Origin of the sequence: Rhodococcus sp. TAF43 (assembly GCF_052113525.1) — a bacterium.
GTDB lineage: Bacteria > Actinomycetota > Actinomycetes > Mycobacteriales > Mycobacteriaceae > Prescottella.
Window position 1 is genome coordinate 180996 of the sequence record NZ_JBFRDL010000002.1, and the last position, 17316, is coordinate 198311.

Consider the following 17316-nt stretch of genomic DNA (forward strand, 5'->3'; position numbering starts at 1 on the left):
CGGACCGCCGAGGGGGCGCGCCGGCTCGGCACTTGCGCGAGATTGTCGTAGCGGCGGTGCCGCTTTCGGATCGTCTGCCACGGACCGAATTCCGCTGGCACGTCACGCCCCGCAATACCGGCCCTGGAGCGGCAGCTGATGCCTTCGAACACCCGGCTTGGATCGGCGGATCCTACTGCACTGCTTCTGTTCTCGCCGATCGAACAGGGCGCGGCGTGTCAACGTCCGTTTGATCGACGTGGCGCCTTATCGTCGGTTCGTCAAATTCGCGCATGTGCGCCCGCTGGCTGTCGGGTGATGGAGGTCGGGGTTCCTATGGTGGATACGAGCACGCTCAACGGTCGGTACGGCGACGAGGTTTTCGCTCATGAGCGCAGTGACGAGCGTGATCGCCTGGACGCGCTCACCCGTTCACTCGATGAGATCTCGTTCGCGCGGCTCGACACGCTGCCCATTCGGCCGGACTCGCGGTGTTTGGATATCGGCGCGGGTACCGGAACGGTTGCCGCGTCTCTCGCCGACCGTGCCGCTTCGGGACACGTCATTGCTCTCGATCGCAGTATTGCTCTTCTGGATCCGAATGCCCGCGAGAACCTCGAGGTGGTGGAGGCGGATATCACCACGGCGGAGTTCCCGCCCGGAAGTTTCGATGTGATCCATGCACGGTTGGTCCTCCAGCACCTCTCCGATCGGGAAGAGGTCATCGGTCGTGCGGTGTCGTGGTTGGCGCCGGGCGGCTGGATCCTGTTGAGCGAAGGCATCGACCCGTTCAGTGCCACCTCTCCGAACGACCTTTACAGCAGGCTGATGGCTGGGTTCGTTGACGCCCTCTATCGGACGATGGGCACGGATATGAACTGCGCACGCAGCTACCCGGCAGTACTCGCCGAGCACGGGATCGTGAACATCGGTATCGATGCGCACGTGCCGCCGGTCAGTGGCGGCAGCCCGACGGCAGAGTTCTTTCGGCTGAGCTGCGGTCAGCTGCGTGAAGTGATCGTTTCTGCGGGCCACCTCGACAACGACGAGTTCGACGCAGCCATGGCGCTGCTCGACGACCCGACCTTCGTTGATCTTGCGACGGGAATGATGTCGGTGTGGGGGCAGCGGGGCTGACCATCAGCGCATCCGGGCTGCGTCGGCACTGGGCATCGCGAGACAGCCCACCACCGTCGCCGACGCTCCGGAAGACGAACTGCGGCAGTGGGGGGCGGCGGTGCAGTCAGTCGCCGCCCCGCACGCCCTCGTAGTAGCCGCGGATGTGGTCGACGATGCGTCGTTCCGCGAGCGGGGCGTCGCCGGCGGTCACCGCCTCGACCAGTCCGCGGTGCTCGTGCCGCAGTCGGGTGCACGTTGTGGGCCAGGCGGCGATGTCGACGCCGCCGACGACGTACGACTCGATCGACGCGCGGAGTCCGGCCATCATCGCGGCGATCACCTGATTGCCGGCGGCGTCGGCCATCGCCACGTGGAACTGGGCGTCGAGGACGAGGAATTCGTCGGCAGTCAGCGTCGGCTCGTCCATCGAGTCGAGCAGTTCGACCGCCGCCGTCAGATCCGCCGATGCTTTCTGCGCGAGCGCGCGCATCACCTCCGACTCGAGCACGAGACGGGTCTGCACGACGTCGGAGACGGGAAATCCGTGCGCCGCCACCTGCATCCGCATCAGCATCGTCATGCCGCCCGTCGGACGGGCGACGATCATGGCGCCGGCCGTCGGGCCGGACCCGGTCTGCGCCTTGAGCAGACCGAGCGCCTCCATCACGCGCAGCGCCTCCCGGACGGACGACCGCCCGACGCCGAGATCGGCGGCGAGGGTGCGTTCTCCCGGGAGACGCTGGCCGGGTAGGAGTTCTCCCGAGACCATCATCTTCTCGACCTTGCTGAGCACGTGCTCCCACGCGCGCGGGTGCGCCGCGCTCGGCAGGTCGGGGGACGAGAACTCGGAGGACATGACAGGTCAGCCTAGGCGCAGTGCCCGGGTCGTTCGAGTGCCCGGTGTGCCGCCGATGATCATGGCAGCATCCAGTTGAGCACCGGCGTGGACTGCAGGTACACCAGAACACACAGGATGGCGAGCATGCCGAGGCTGTAGCCGATGACCTTGCGGAGCAGGATCGGCTCGCTGCCGGCCTGACCCACCGCGGTCGCCGCGATCGTCAGGTTCTGCGGGCTCACCAGCTTGCCGACCACGCCGCCGGACGTGTTGGCGGCCACCAGCAGTGTCGGATCGATGCCGGCGGTCTGTCCGGCGGTCTGCTGCAGCTTCGCGAACAGTGCGTTCGCCGACGTGTCGGATCCGGTGACGGCGGTGCCGAGCCAGCCGAGGATCGGGGAGAAGAACGCGAAGATCGATCCGGTCGCGGCGAGCCACGTACCGATCGCGACGGTCTGACCCGACTGGTTCATCACGTAGCTCAGGCCCAGGACCGTCGCGACGGTCGCAATCGGCAGGCGCATCTTCACCACGGTCACGCCGAACGTCGTGACCGAGTCGCGGGCGGTGAGCCTGAAGCGTCCGTCGTTCGTCCAGATCGCGTAGACGATCGTGACGATGATGCCGCAGATCAGCAGGAGAGTGCCGGGGTTCGACAGCCACGAGAAGTTGAAGATCGCGCTGGACGCGGGATCGCCGCTGCCGGTGAGCAGGTTGCCGTACAGACCGGGCCACTCCACCTTCCGGTCGGTGCGGGCCAGCCAGGCGGGCACATCGAAGCCGAGGGTCCACAGCTTCGCGATGCCGAACACGACGACCACGAGCAGGTACGGGAACAGGGACAGGAACACGCGCGACGGGCCGAGGCGCTCGGCCTCGACGTGCGAGCGCTGATCCTCGGGGGTCTTCGGGGCCCAGAACTGCAGCATGATCACCGCGGCGGCGAGTCCGGCGAGCGCGGCGACGACATCGGTGAGCTCGTACGAGAAGTGGCTCGAGCACCAGAACTGGGACAGGGCGAACACGGCGCCGGTGACGAGCGCGATCGGCCAGGCCTGCTTCATGCCGCGGCGGCCGTCGACCAGGAACAGCAGCAGCAGCGGCACGAACAGCGCGAGGAGCGGGGTCTGGCGTCCGACCACGGCGGCGATCTCGGTGGCCGGGATGTCGGTGAGGTTGCCGGCGGTGGTGATCGGAATCGCCATGGCGCCGAAGGCAACCGGTGCGGTGTTGGCGACCAGCACGGTGACGGCGGCCCGGATCGGGGGCATGCCGAGCGCGATCAGCATCGCGCCGGTGATCGCGACGGGAGCGCCGAATCCGGCGAGCGCCTCGAGCATGCCGCCGAAGCAGAAGGCGATCAGCATGGCCTGCACGCGCATGTCGCCGCGGCCGATCGAGTTGAACACCCGGCGAAGATCCTCGAACCGGCCGCTGACGACGGTCAGTTCGTAGAACCAGATCGCGGTGACGACGATCCACATCACCGGGAACAGGCCGAAGGCGATGCCCTGTAGGGCGGACAGTCCGGTCAGCGACGCCGGCATGTCGAAGCCGATGACCGCGACCAGAGCCGCGACCGCGAGCGCGCCGAGCCCGGCGTACCAGGCCTTGAGTTTGAAACCGGCCAACAGCACGAAGAAGGTGGCCAGCGGGACGAGGCCGACCAGCGCCGAGGCGGTGAGGCTGCCGCCGACGGCGTCGGTCGCGGGGGTGAAGGTCACCGCGAGAAGCTCGGTTTCCACATGTAACTCCTGGTTCGCGCCGGGGTGACGGCGACTCGGGGACAGGCCGGATATGACCGCTGTGTGGTCAGACCACAGGGACCGTACACGATGACCCCGATCACATTCGAGGTCTGGACGAAACTTGGTGCAGAACTCCCGCTCGTGTGTGTCGGGCCGTTGACCATGCGTTACTGTGGTCAGACCACACCGTCGGACGATTCCGGAGATCCGCATGCGAATCGCGATTTTCGCCACGTGCATGGGGGACACGATGTTCCCGAATGCCCCCCGAGCGACCGCCCTCCTGCTGACTCGGCTGGGGCACGAAGTCGTGTTCCCGCCAGCACAGACCTGCTGCGGGCAGATGCACGTCAACACGGGCTACCAGCCCGACGCGCTGCCGCTCGTGGAGAACTACGCCGACACGTTCGGCGACACCTCGATCGACGCGGTCGTCGCGCCGTCCGGTTCCTGCGTCGGCTCGGTGCGCCACCAGCATGAGATCGTGGCCTCCCGCTACGGGAGCGCGGGGCTGTGCGGACGGGTCGACACGGTCAAGGCCAAGACCTACGAGCTGTCCGAGCTGTTGGTCGACGTCCTGGGCGTCACCGACGTCGGCGCGTACTACCCGCATCGGGTCACCTACCACCCGACCTGCCACTCGCTGCGCATGCTCGGTGTCGGCGACAAGCCGTTGCAGCTGCTGCGGGCGGTCCGCGAGATCGACCTCGTGGAGCTGCCCGAGGCCGACTCCTGCTGCGGGTTCGGTGGCACCTTCGCGATCAAGAACGCCGAGACGTCGACGGCGATGCTCGCCGACAAGATCCGCAACATCGGCGACACCGGTGCCGAATTCTGTTGCGCCAGCGACTCGTCCTGTCTGATGCACATCGGTGGCGGGATGTCCCGGTTGCAGATGGGTGCCCGGACGGTGCATCTGGCCGAGATCCTCGCCTCCGTCGAGTCCGATGTGGAGGTGTCCGCATGAGCGGCGTTGCGCTCGGACTGCCGGCGTTCCCGCCCCGCGCGCCCAAGGGTGTCGGGTTCCTGCGCGGCACCGAGAAGTTCCCGGCGGCCGCGCACCACGAGCTGGCCAACACGCAGCTGCGCAGCAACATCGGCAAGGCCACCCACACCATTCGCGCCAAGCGGCTGAACGTGACCGGCGAGCTGCCCGACTGGGAGGACCTGCGCGACGCCGGGTCCGCGATCAAGACCGACGTGATGAATCGGCTGCCCGAGCTGCTCGTGCAGCTCGAGGCGGCGGTCACCGCGCGCGGCGGGACCGTGCACTGGGCGGCCGACGCGAACGAGGCCAACGAGATCGTCACCCGTCTGGTCCGGGAGACCGGCTCCGACGAGGTCATCAAGGTCAAGTCGATGGCCACGCAGGAGATCGAGCTCAACGAGCACCTCGAGGCGAACGGCATCCACGCGTACGAGACCGACCTGGCCGAGCTGATCGTCCAGCTCGGCCACGACAAGCCGTCGCACATCCTCGTCCCGGCGATCCACCGCAACCGCGCGGAGATCCGGGAGATCTTCCTGCGCGAGATGGCCGACGTCGACCCCGCACTCGACGACGACCCCAGGCACCTCGCTGCCGCGGCGCGGAAGTTCCTGCGGCACAAGTTCATGACCGTGCCGGTCGCGATCTCGGGCGCCAACTTCGGTGTCGCCGAGACCGGCACGCTCGGTGTCGTCGAGTCCGAGGGCAACGGGCGCATGTGCCTCACGCTGCCGCAGACCCTGATCACCGTGATGGGCATCGAGAAGGTGGTCCCCACGTACCGGGACCTCGAGGTGTTCCTGCAGCTGCTGCCGCGGTCGTCGACCGGTGAGCGGATGAATCCGTACACCTCGATGTGGACCGGCGTCACGCCCGGTGACGGCCCGCAGGACTTCCACCTGGTGCTGCTCGACAACGGCCGCACCGCCGCCCTCGCCGACAGCATCGGCCGGCAGGCCCTCAACTGCATCCGCTGCTCGGCGTGTCTGAACGTGTGCCCGGTCTACGAGCGCACCGGCGGTCACGCCTACGGCTCCACCTATCCGGGCCCCATCGGCGCGGTCCTCACCCCGCAGCTCGCGGGCATGGACGGCAAGGACGACCCCAATTCGACGCTGCCGTTCGCGTCGAGCCTGTGCGGCGCGTGCTTCGACGCCTGCCCCGTCAAGATCGACATCCCGTCGCTGCTCGTGGAACTACGGCACCAGAAGGTGGAGCAGTCGCGGTTCGGTGCCGAGGCGGCTGCGATGAAGGCGGCGTCCGTGGTGATGTCGTCGGCCAAGCGATTCACGTTGGCGCAGAAGGCGGCCGGCCTGGGTCGGGTGATGGCGGGTAAGAAGGGCAAGATCTCGACGTTGCCGCCGCCACTGAGCGGGTGGACCGCCGCCCGGGACATTCCTGCTCCGCCGAAGCAGACGTTCCGGCAGTGGTGGGATTCGGCCGAGGGCCGCGCCGCGATCGCGGATGCACGAAAGGACGGTCAGTGATGAGTTCGCGTGACGTGATCATGGGCCGGATCCGGGACGCGCTGACGCTCGCCCCACCGGTCCCGCAGGAGATTCCGCGCACCTACCGGACCGGACGCACGATGCCCGACGCCGAACGCGTCGAGCTGCTGGTGGACCGGCTGGTCGACTACAAGGCCGTGGTGCACCGCAGCTCGGTGGCCGAGCTGCCCGAGGTGCTCGCACGGGTGCTCGGTGATGTCGGAGCGCGCCGTGTCGGTGTGCCTGCCGGACTGGATGATTCGTGGCTGTCGCAGTTCGGCGGCGAGATCGTCGTCGACTCCGCGGACATTCCGGCACCGGAGCTGTCCGACCTGGACGGCGTCGTCACCGCGTCCGCCGTGTCCTGCGCCGAGACCGGCACCATCTTCCTCGACGCCCGCCCGGATCAGGGCCGTCGCGCACTGACCCTGGTGCCCGACCTGCACGTGTGCGTCGTGACCGTCGACAGCATCGAGGTGGGTGTGCCCGAGGCCATGGCGCGTCTGGTGCCCGAGCGGCCCACCACCATGATCAGCGGGCCGTCGGCGACCTCGGACATCGAACTCGAACGCGTCGAGGGCGTCCACGGGCCCCGGAACCTGCACGTGGTGATCGTGGGCTGAGCAGTTCTCAGCGTTTGTACGGCGGACCTGCGGATTCTCTCGTTCTCGGCAATCCGGTCCGCGAAAGCCCCACGGCAACTGGACGATTGTCTGTATAAAGGTGCCCGTGCGTGATTCGTATCGCGCACGGGCACCGCTTTCGCTGGGCTCCTGCAGTCACATGCTGCGGGAATGTGCTTGATCGAACGGAGATCTGTGTGGCCCGATCCGCAGTCTGTCGTATCGCCGCCCCAACCGCTCCGACACCCAGCGCAGGGCCACTCAACCAACGCTGCGACCTCGATGTCGGCGGTCGCGACACCAGCGAGCAAAGGAAACACATGACATCACGAGCGATGACGCGTGGCATCGCCGTCGGCGCGGCAACGACACTGACGGCTGGTGCATTCGCCCTCCTCGGCGCAGGTGTCGCCGGCGCAGCCCCCGGGACGATCACCTGGGACGACGGAAGCTCCCGTTTCACCCGCACCGTCAGCAACACCGCCCCCGCGGTCGGCGACACGATCACCGTGACGACGAAGTTCGACCGGACCAGTTGGGTCGACGAGTTCATCTACAACGTCAAGGACCGGCACCCGTCCTGCCTGGCCTACGTCCCGGGCTCGGCCAAGATGATCGGCCAGAGCGAATACCCTGTCTCCAATCCCGAGGTCGTCGCCGACGAGGGCAACGGGACCGGCTACGTCCGCGCTTCCTGGGGCGTCACCGACTGGGTGGTTCAGAATCGCCCCGGTTTCTTCCGGAACCCCGTCTTCAGCGTCAGCTACAAGGTCGGCCAGAACTGCGCCCGTGATACCGCCCTGGCCACCGGCATGGACTACGGCGGATCGCTCGGCAGCGGGAACTACGGCACCAAGGGCCCGTCGATCACGATGGCCAAGACCGCCACCACGACCACCCTCGACCCCGTCGCCGGCGCCCGCGTCGGCGTGCCGAGCACGCTGGCCGCCACCGTCACCGGCGGCGCGGCGGGTGACACCGTCGAATTCCGCGACGGCGCAACCGTAATCGGCCAGGCCGCCATCGATGCCGGCGGAACCGCGACCCTCGCCTGGACGCCCACGCTGCGGGGCAGCCACGCACTCTCCGCGGGCTTCCTCGATACCGCGTTCTCCACCGCGTCCCAGTCGGGGACGGTCACCGTGCAGGTCGCCGAGCAGAACGTCACCTCGACGATCGCGCTTGCGCCGGTGACCGGCGCCCAGGTCGGCCGCGCCTCCACCGTCACCGCCACGGTCAGCCCCACCGCGGCAGGTGGCACCGTCGAACTCCGCGACGGCACCACGACATTGGCGACCTTGCCGGTCGGCAACGACGGGAAGGTCACCTACCAGTGGGTGCCCACGGTGGCCGGCAGCCACACCCTCACCGCCACCTTCTCCGGCCGTGACGGCGTCACCGGATCGGGCACCACCGTGCAGGTCAACGTCGCCGAGGCACCCGTCTCCACCACCGACTCGACCACCACTCTCAACCCGATCGGCAGCGTCGCCGTCGGCACGGCCACGACCTTGACGGCGAAGGTCAGCCCCGCCAACGCCGGCGGTACCGTCACCTTCAAGGATGGCGGCACCGTCATCGGCACCGGCCAGGTCGGATCCGACGGGACTGCCACGACCGCGTGGACCCCGGCTACCGCCGGCCAGCGGACCGTCACCGCCGAGTACTCGGGCCAGGGCACCGTCAACGCCTCCTCCGATCAGGTGTCCGTGATCGTTGCGCCCGGCGGCGACCCCGGAGGCCCCGGAGACCCCGGAACCGGCAGCCTCGGCTCGCTCGGCGGTATCGGATCCGGCAACTAGCAAGTAGCGCGTAGCCACCGACAACGACGGGGTCTGTTCCCGGCCGACAGCGGCCCGGGAACAGACCCCGCTCGACCTGGTGCCGAGAATGTTCTGCCGGGAACCGGGAAGACCTGAGGCCTGTCGATTCCGCAGGGTCTGGTTTGTACAAAACTCTGTCGTGCACCGAGGTGTGCTGGCGGCTCGGACCAACGGCCCTCCGGATAGGCTGAGTTGTCCGGAGCATGTGATACTCCTAGGCCCTGGAATTGCCCGACGACACGGTGCGGGGACGCCGAGGGGGTACGGAATTTGCTGACGCTGCACCGCGCGGAGAGCGCTGGAACACTCGCGTCCGCGCTCGCCGATGTGCTGGTCAGGCCCCTCTCGGATCCGTTCCAGCGCGAGGTGGTCGCGGTGCCCGCGAAGGGCGTCGAGCGGTGGCTCACACAGCGGCTGTCCCGCGTCCTCGGCGCGGTCGACGGCGACGGGATCGCCGCCAACATCGACTTCCCGTCCCCGACGCGATTGGTGGACGGGGCGCTGGCCGCGGCCACCGGCTACGACATCGACAGCGACCCGTGGCATCCCTCGCGGATGCTGTGGACGCTGCTGGCCGTCATCGACGACTGCGTGGACGAATCCTGGTGCTCGGTGCTCGCGCGGCACCTCGGCCACGGCAGTGATGATCATCGTGCGGGGCGCCGCTACGGCACGGCCGCGCAACTGGCCGAGTTGTTCCGCTCCTACGGCGCGCAGCGTCCCGCGATGCTCGTCGACTGGGCTGCCGGCCGCGACACCGACGGCACCGGCGCCTTGGACGACGACCTGTTGTGGCAGCCGCAGTTGTGGCGTCGACTGCGCGAGCGCATCGGCAGCCCCAGCCCGGCCGAGCGACTCGACCACGCGTGCGCGCGGCTGCGCACCGAACCCGGGCTGCTGGACCTGCCCGAGCGTCTGTCCCTGTTCGGTCCCACCCGGCTCGGCACGGACCAGATCGCGGTGCTCTCCGCGATCGGCGCGAATCGCGATGTGCACCTGTGGACTCCGCATCCCAGTCTCGAGATGTGGGGTGGGATGGCCGACACCGATCCGCCGCGGCGCCGCGTGGACGACCACCGCGCGCTCGAGGTGGCGCATCCCCTGCTCGGCAGCCTCGCCCGTGACGTGCGTGAGCTGCAGTCCCGGCTCGGCGCCACCGATATGGTCGACGTCCACCACCCCGGACCGCCGCGGCCCCCGACGCTGCTCGGCCGGCTCCAGTCCGACATCGCGGCCGACCGCGTGCCGTCCGCGTGGACGCACGACGACACCGTCGAGATCCACGCCTGCCACGGGCCCGCCCGCCAGGTCGAGGCGCTGCGTGAGCGCCTGCTGCACCTGTTTCGGAACGACCCGACGCTCGAGCCCCGCGACGTGCTCGTCATGTGCCCCGACGTCGAGACCTACGCGCCGCTGGTGCGGGCCGCGTTCGGGCAGGGCGTGCAGGGGCAGCTCAGCCATCCCGGGCACCGGCTGCGGGTGCGGCTCGCGGACCGGGCGCTGCACCAGACCAACCCGGTCCTCGGTGTCGTCGCCACGCTGCTGGACCTCGCCGACTCCCGGGTCACCGTCAGCCAGGTCCTCGACCTCGCCGCGACCGCGCCGGTGCGCCGGCGGTTCATGTTCGACGACGACAACCTCGAGCGGATGCGCGAGTGGACCACCTCGGCGGGTGCCCGCTGGGGCATCGGCCGTCGTGAACGCGGAACCTTCGGGCTGGCCGACTTCGAGCAGAACACCCTCAGGGCGGCGCTCGACCGCATCCTGCTCGGCGCCGCGGCCGACGACATCGACGACGAATGGCTCTCGCTCGCACTGCCTCTCGACGACGTCGAGAGCAACGACATCGGCCTCACCGGACGGCTTGCCGAGTACGTCGACCGCCTCGACGTCGCGCTGCGCGGGCTCACCGGCCCGCAGTCCGGGGAGCAGTGGTCGGCGGCGCTGGGCCGGGCGCTGGACCTGCTGGTCGACGTGCCGGAGGCGGACGCCTGGCAGCTGGGGCAGGCCCGGCGGGAGCTGGCCGCCGCCGTCGAGCACGGCGGTGAGGCGCAGCTGCGGCTCGCCGACGTCCGCGCGATGCTGCGCTCCCGCCTCGCCGGCCGACCCACCCGGGCAAACTTCCGCACCGGCGAGCTCACCGTCTGCACGATGGTGCCGATGCGGTCCGTGCCGCACCGCGTCGTGGTGCTGCTCGGGCTCGACGACGACGTGTTCCCGCGCGGCACCAACATCGACGGCGACGACGTGCTCGCCCGCGATCCGCTGCTCGGGGAGCGGGATCCGCGCAGCGAGGACCGGCAGCTGCTGCTCGACGCGATCATGTCCGCGACCGGGCGTCTGCTGCTGTTCTACACCGGTGCCGACCCGGTCAACGGCACCCCGCGCCCGCCGGCGGTGCCGCTGAGCGAGCTGCGGGACGTGCTCGAGGCGATGACGGGATCGGACGCCGTCACGCGACATCCCCTGCAGCCGTTCGATCCCCGCAACTTCGATCCGGATCGACCGCGGAGTTTCGACCGCGCCGCGCTCGCCGGTGCCCGGGCCGCGCAGCAGCCGCCGCTGCCGCTGCCGGACTTCCTGCCGGAGCCGTTGACGCCGCTCGAACCGGGCGATGTGAACCTCGCCGAGCTGATCTCGTTCCTGGAGAACCCGATCCAGGGCTTCCTGCGCCAGCGACTCGGATTCCGGGTGCCGGATCTCGACGAGGACGTCGCCGACGCCCTCGACCTCGAACTGGATCCGTTGGCGCGGTGGGGGATCGGTGAGCGCATGCTCGCCGCACGCCTGGCGGGCATCGACCCCGCGGCGTTCCGGGCCGCGGAGTGGCGGCGCGGCACCCTGCCGCCCGCGAAGCTCGGCGACACCGCGCTGTCGGAGATCGAGTGGACGGTCGATTCCCTCGCCCGGTCCGCCGGGCCGGTCCACACCGGGCGATCGGAGGCCGTCGACATCGACGTCGACCTCGGCGGACGTCGGCTCGTCGGCACCGTCGACGGGCTGCACGGCGACGTGCTCGCGCGCACCACGTTCTCCCGGTTGGCGCCCAAGCACCGGATCGGCGCGTGGGTACGGCTGTTGGCGGTCGCGTCGACGGGACGGGCCGAGAGCCTCACCGCCGTGACCACCGGCCGCGGCAGCGGCCGCACCCCCGTCATGCGTTCGTCGCTCGCGGCGCCCGAGGACCCGGCGCAGATCCTGGCGCGGCTGGTTGCGATGCGCGACCGGGGCCTGGTCTCACCGCTGCCCGTGACGCTGGGCGCGTCGGCGGCCTACGCCGACCAGCGGTTCCGGGGTCGGTCGATCGAACTGGCGCTGGTCGCGGCCGAACGCGCGTGGGGTGGCGACTTCGGAGACGGCAAGGACCGTCACGTCCAGTTCGTGCACGGATCCGGCGCGAGCCTGTCGGTGCTCACCGAACAGCCCGCGCCGCCCGGGGCGTACGAACCGACCTGCTTCGGCACTGAGGCCGCCGTGCTGTGGGGCCCGCTGCTCGCGGCCGAAACCCTGGGAGAGCCGTGACCGCTGGAATCGTCCCGACGGTGACGGACACCGCGTTCGACCTCTTCGCGCCGCTGCCCGCCGGCACCACCGTGCTCGAGGCCAGCGCCGGCACCGGCAAGACCTACGCGATCGTGGGGCTCGCCGCCCGGTTCGTCGCCGAGGAGGGCATCGACCTGTCGCAGCTGCTGCTGGTCACGTTCAGCCGCGCGGCCACGAAGGAACTCCGTGAGCGGACCCGGGAGCGGTTCGCCTCCGCCGCAGCGGGATTGGCGGACGCTACCGCGGCCCGCGGCAGTAGCGACCCGCTGGTCGCGCACCTGGCGAGCGTCGACGACGCCGAAGTGGCGTTGCGTCGCCGACGGCTGCTGCAGGCGCTGTCGGACTTCGACGCCGGCACCATCGTCACCACCCACAGCTTCTGCCAGCGGATGCTCGACGGACTCGGCATCGCCGGGGAGCGGGATCCGGACGCGGTGCTGGTGGAGGAGGCCGAGGACCTCGTCTCCGAGGTGATCGCCGACCTCTTCCTGCAGCGCTTCGCGCGGTCGGACTCGCCGACGCTACGGCCGACGGAGGCTCGCGCCGCCGCCCGGGCCGCGATGTTCGACCCACAATCGACGCTGGCCCCCGAGGGTGTCGATGGTGGCCGCGCCGGGGACGCCGTCGCGTTCGCCACCGCCGTCCGGAGCGAGGCGCAGCGACGCAAGCGGTTGGCGGGTATCCGCGACTTCGACGACCTGCCCGCACTGCTGCACGGGGTGCTCACCGATCCCGAGCACGGGGCTGCGGCGTGCCGGCGGGTGCGCGAGCGTTACCGCGTGGTGCTGGTCGACGAGTTCCAGGACACTGATCCGCAGCAGTGGGGGATTCTGCGGTCCGCGTTCCACGGGCACTCCACGCTGGTTCTCGTCGGTGATCCGAAGCAGGCCATCTACGCGTTCCGCGGCGCCGAGGTGCTCAGCTACCTCGACGCCGTCGGGGCCGCCGGTAGCCGCCAGGAGCTCACCACCAACTGGCGTAGCGACGCGGAACTCGTTGCCGCGCTGGGGCATCTGCACGGCGGAGCGGCCCTCGGGCACCGTGACATCGTCGTGCACCCGGTCTCGGCGGCGAAGACGGGTTCCCGGCTGCACGGTGCCCCGCCGCTGCGTCTGCGGTATCTGTCGCGGGCCGGGGCCGGACGGCTCAACAACTCGGGCTACCCGGCGGTCGGCGCGCTGCGCACGCGCGTCGCCGCCGACGTGGCCGCCGACATCGCGCGGCTGCTCGACAGCGACGCCACCCTCGAACTGAACGGCGCGGCGCGTCCCGTCGAACCGGGGGACATCGCGATCCTCGCGGGCACCAACGCACAGATCGCGCTGGTCCGCGAGGCCCTCGACCGGGCCGGGGTGCCGTCGGTGCTCGCCGGTGGCACCAGCGTGTTCGAGACGCCCGCCGCGCAGCATTGGCTGCAGGTGCTGCAGGCGCTCGAGCAGCCGCACCGACCCGATCGGGTGCGGCTCGCCGCGCTCACGCCGCTGCTCGGCTGGACCGCCGAGGAGATCGACACGCGCAGCGACGAACTGGTCGCGCGCGTCGGCGGGCAGCTGCGGGAGCTGTCGGCGGTGTTCGCGCAGTCCGGGTTCGCGGCGCTGTTCGAGCGGCTGGCCGCCGACTCCGGTCTCGAGGCCCGGTTGCTGACGATCACGTCGGGGGAGCGCACCCTGACGGACCTGCGGCACATCGGGCAGCTGCTCGGCGCCGTCGCGGTCGACGAATCGCTCGGCCTGGCCGCGCTCACCGGCTGGCTGGTCGACCGGATCAAGGACCCCAAGTCCGGTGGCGGCGACCGCAGCCGACGCCTGGACAGCGACGCGGCGGCCGTGCAGATCGCGACCGTCCACGCCAGCAAGGGGCTCGAGTATCCCATCGTGTACGTGCCGTTCGGGTGGAGCACCGGACGGTTCGCCGACCCCAACCGGCTGCTGCTGCACGACGACGAGGGCCGGCGGATCCTCGACATCGGCGGCGAGGGCAGCCCCGGCTACGGGGAGCGCCGACGCCGCCGCGACGCCGAGGCGGCGGGCGAGGACCTGCGGCTGCTGTACGTCGCGCTCACCCGGGCCCAGTGCCAGCTGGTGCTGTGGTGGGCGCCGGCCTACTCGACCAACGAGGCACCGCTGCACCGGATGCTGTTCGGGCGCGAACCGGGTGAGGGCGACGTCCCGCAGAAGGTGGGGGTGCCGGAGGATCCCGTTGTGGCGCAGCAGCTCACGAGCTGGGCGGAGGCCGCGCCGGTGACGATCGAGGTGGAGGCCGTCGGCGCCGACCCGGTCCCGGAGGTGTCGTGGACGCCGCCGCAGGAGGAGACCGGCGAGCTGGCGGCTGCGGTGTTCGATCGGGTGCTCGACGCCGGATGGCGGCGGACGTCGTACTCGGCGCTCACCGCGTCCGCGCACGAGTATCCCGGCGTCGGCAGCGAGGCCGAGGAACCCGAGACCGACGACGAGCCGGCCGAGCCCGCGCTGATCGCCCCGGCGCCCGCGCCCGGGCTCGCGTCGACCATGAACGAGATGCCGTACGGCGCGGTGTTCGGCACCCTGGTCCACGAGATCCTCGAACACGTCGACACCGCCGCCGACGACCTCGAGGCCGAGCTGCTGCGGCACTGCCGCGAGGCCGTCGCGGCCCGGATGTCGCAGGTGGATCCGGCGACACTGGCGGCGGCGCTGCTGCCGGTGCTGCGCACCCCGCTTGCCGGGGGCGGCACCCTCGCCGACGTCGCGCCCACGGACCGGCTGCCGGAGTTGGACTTCGAGCTGCCGCTCGCGGGCGGCGACGATCCCGCGTCGATCGCCGTGACGCTGCATCGGATCGCCCGACTGCTGCGCACGCACCTGCCCGCCGACGACGTGCTGGCCCCGTACGCGGACCGGCTCGCGACACTCGAGCCCACCCCGCTGCGCGGCTACCTCACCGGCAGCATCGACGCGGTGCTGCGTCTCGCCGGCGTTTCCGGCCCCAGATTCGTGGTGGTCGACTACAAGACCAACCGCATCGCGCCCGGCGAGCTGACCACCGCCGACTTCACCCGCGACGCCATGGCGGGGGAGATGATGCGTTCGCACTATCCGCTGCAGGCGTTGCTGTATGCGGTTGCGCTGCACCGGTATCTGCGGTGGCGGCTGCCCGGCTACGACCCGGCGACGCATCTCGGGGGCGTGCAGTACCTGTTCGTGCGCGGCATGGTCGGCCCCGACACCCCGGACGGTGCCGGGGTGTTCGACTGGGATCCGCCGGCCGCGCTGGTGGTGGAGCTGTCGGATCTGTTGGCCGGCATCACCGATCGTGAGGGAGACGCATGATCGAGGCGCGGGTCGCGCAGCGCGGCAAGGGTGTGCTGCGCGAGTTCAACGAGGCCGGGGTACTCGAGGCGGCCGACGTGCATGTCGCGCTGCGGCTCGCGACGCTCGGCGGGGAGACCAGCGAGCCCGTGCACCTGGCGACCGCGCTCGCGGTGCGGGCCGTGCGATCGGGTTCGGTGTGTCTGGACCTCAGCCGGATTCGGGAGGTGACGGTCGACGAGGGGTTCGAGGTGGACCCGGCGGCGCTGCCGTGGCCCGACGACACCGTCGTGATGGACGGACTGCGGTCGAGCCCGCTGGTGATCGGCGGGGACGCGGGTCCGCTGCGCCCGCTGCGGCTCGTGGAGTCCGACGAGGGCAGCCTGCTGTACCTGGACCGGTACTTCCGGCAGGAACAGACCGTGAGGCGCATCCTCGACGAGCGCGCCCACGGGCACCCCGCGGTGGACGAGGACCTGCTGCGCGCCGGGCTGGACGAGTTGTTCCGGGACCATCAGGATCCGTCCCGGCCGTCGGACGCCCCGGACCGGCAGCGGATCGCGGCCGCCGTCGCCGCCACGCACCGGACGTCGGTGATCGCCGGCGGGCCCGGCACCGGCAAGACACACACCATCGCGCGGGTGCTGGCGCTGCTCGAACGCCAGCAGCCCGGCCTGCGGATCGGACTGGCCGCCCCCACTGGGAAGGCCGCGGCGCGGCTGCAGGAGTCGGTGCGCGAGCAGGCCGAGGTGGTGGGGCTGCGGGCCGACCTGTCGGCGATGACGCTGCACCGGATGCTCGGTTGGCGGCGGGGGACCAGCCGGTTCCGGCACAACGAGACCAACCACCTGCCCTACGACGTGATCGTGGTGGACGAGACGTCGATGGTGTCGCTGACGATGATGTGCCGACTGCTCGAGGCCGTGCGGCCCGAGGCGCGGCTGGTGCTGGTCGGCGACCCGGACCAGTTGACCTCTGTTGATGCCGGTGCCGTGCTCGCCGACCTGGTGGCCCGCCCGGTGACCGGCGTCGAGAACCCGGTGCTGGCGCGCGTGGTGGGCGCGGACCTGTCGGCGTCGGACGATCCCGCCGAGGCGGCGTTGAGTGTGTCCGAGCGGGACCGACTGCGCGGCGGCGTGATTCGGCTCAGCCGGGGACGACGGTTCGGTGGCGCGATCGCGCAGCTGGCGGTCGCGGTGCGCGACGGCGACGAGGACCGGGTGCTCGAGATCCTGCGCAGCGGGGAGCCGGACGTGTCGTTCGTGGCGCCCGACGAGCTGTCCGCGCTGCGCTCCGACGTGGTGACGACGTCGGCGGCGGTGACGGACGCGGCCCAGGCCGGTGACGCGGTGGCGGCGCTGCGGGCGTCGGAGCAGCATCGGCTGCTGTGCGCGCATCGGGAGGGCCCGTTCGGCGCGTCGTGGTGGGCGCGCAACGCGATGGACTGGGTCGGGGAGTCGATCGGCGGCCGGCTCGACCCCGAACGCTGGTATGCCGGGCAGCCGCTGATGGTGACCGCGAACGATCACGAGACCCGGATCTACAACGGCGACACCGGAGTTGTCGTCACCGGTGAGGACGGCGAACTGGTGGCGGCGTTCGCGCGCGGCGAGGAGCCGTACCTGCTGCACCTGAGCCATCTGGCGTCGGTGCAGACGGTCTACGCGATGACGATCCACCGCAGCCAGGGCAGCCAGTACGACACCGTCTCGGTGATCCTGCCGGCGGAGGAGTCGTCGCTGCTGACCCGAGAGTTGTTGTACACCGCCATCACCCGCGCCCGGACGCACGTGCGGATCGTGGGCACCGAGGACGCCGTCCGCGCCGGCGTGCAGCGTCGGGTCCTGCGGGCGAGCGGGCTGCGGCGGGGGTGAGGGGGCG

At 70.6% G+C, this 17316-nt stretch carries 10 protein-coding genes; 8 read left to right on the forward strand and 2 right to left on the reverse strand.

Annotated elements, in window-relative coordinates:
- Nucleotides 1-315 precede the first annotated feature (315 nt).
- Nucleotides 316-1116, forward strand: a complete 801-nt coding sequence (locus AB4Z09_RS02315; protein WP_442239085.1) for a class I SAM-dependent methyltransferase — start codon at nt 316-318, stop codon at nt 1114-1116.
- A 106-nt stretch (nt 1117-1222) separates the two neighbouring features.
- Here AB4Z09_RS02315 and AB4Z09_RS02320 read toward each other — a convergent pair whose 3' ends face one another.
- Together AB4Z09_RS02320 and AB4Z09_RS02325 are read right to left on the reverse strand one after the other, a co-directional pair.
- On the reverse strand, nt 1223-1954 hold the full coding sequence (locus AB4Z09_RS02320) for a FadR/GntR family transcriptional regulator (protein WP_442239086.1): 732 nt from the start codon (nt 1952-1954) through the stop codon (nt 1223-1225).
- 59 nt (nt 1955-2013) lie between these two features.
- The gene (locus AB4Z09_RS02325; protein WP_442239087.1) at nt 2014-3681 is read right to left on the reverse strand and encodes an L-lactate permease; all 1668 of its coding nucleotides are present in this window, start codon (nt 3679-3681) and stop codon (nt 2014-2016) included.
- Nucleotides 3682-3895: 214 nt separating this feature from the next.
- Here AB4Z09_RS02325 and AB4Z09_RS02330 point away from each other — a divergent pair, with 214 nt between their 5' ends.
- The 7 genes from AB4Z09_RS02330 to recD all read left to right on the forward strand — a co-directional run bounded on the left by AB4Z09_RS02330 (nt 3896) and on the right by recD (nt 17309).
- The gene (locus AB4Z09_RS02330) at nt 3896-4651 is read left to right on the forward strand and encodes a (Fe-S)-binding protein (RefSeq protein ID WP_174909325.1); all 756 of its coding nucleotides are present in this window, start codon (nt 3896-3898) and stop codon (nt 4649-4651) included.
- Nucleotides 4648-6159 carry a LutB/LldF family L-lactate oxidation iron-sulfur protein gene (locus tag AB4Z09_RS02335; RefSeq protein ID WP_114722294.1) on the forward strand — a complete coding sequence of 504 codons (1512 nt, stop codon included), beginning with the start codon at nt 4648-4650 and terminating at the stop codon, nt 6157-6159. Before AB4Z09_RS02330 ends, AB4Z09_RS02335 begins: the two co-directional genes overlap by 4 nt.
- Complete coding sequence (locus AB4Z09_RS02340; protein ID WP_114722293.1) at nt 6159-6782, forward strand: LutC/YkgG family protein; 624 nt, start codon at nt 6159-6161, stop codon at nt 6780-6782. The genes AB4Z09_RS02335 and AB4Z09_RS02340 overlap by 1 nt, the downstream gene beginning before the upstream one ends.
- 320 nt (nt 6783-7102) lie before the next feature.
- Entirely contained in the window at nt 7103-8584 is a 1482-nt protein-coding gene (locus AB4Z09_RS02345; RefSeq protein ID WP_442239088.1) for an Ig-like domain repeat protein, read from the forward strand.
- A gap of 291 nt (nt 8585-8875) precedes the next feature.
- Nucleotides 8876-12127 carry an exodeoxyribonuclease V subunit gamma gene (gene recC, locus AB4Z09_RS02350; RefSeq protein WP_442239089.1) on the forward strand — a complete coding sequence of 1084 codons (3252 nt, stop codon included), beginning with the start codon at nt 8876-8878 and terminating at the stop codon, nt 12125-12127.
- On the forward strand, nt 12124-15456 hold the full coding sequence (locus AB4Z09_RS02355; RefSeq protein WP_442239090.1) for a UvrD-helicase domain-containing protein: 3333 nt from the start codon (nt 12124-12126) through the stop codon (nt 15454-15456). The genes recC and AB4Z09_RS02355 overlap by 4 nt, the downstream gene beginning before the upstream one ends.
- On the forward strand, nt 15453-17309 hold the full coding sequence (gene recD / locus AB4Z09_RS02360; RefSeq protein ID WP_442239091.1) for an exodeoxyribonuclease V subunit alpha: 1857 nt from the start codon (nt 15453-15455) through the stop codon (nt 17307-17309). The genes AB4Z09_RS02355 and recD overlap by 4 nt, the downstream gene beginning before the upstream one ends.
- Nucleotides 17310-17316 lie beyond the last annotated feature (7 nt).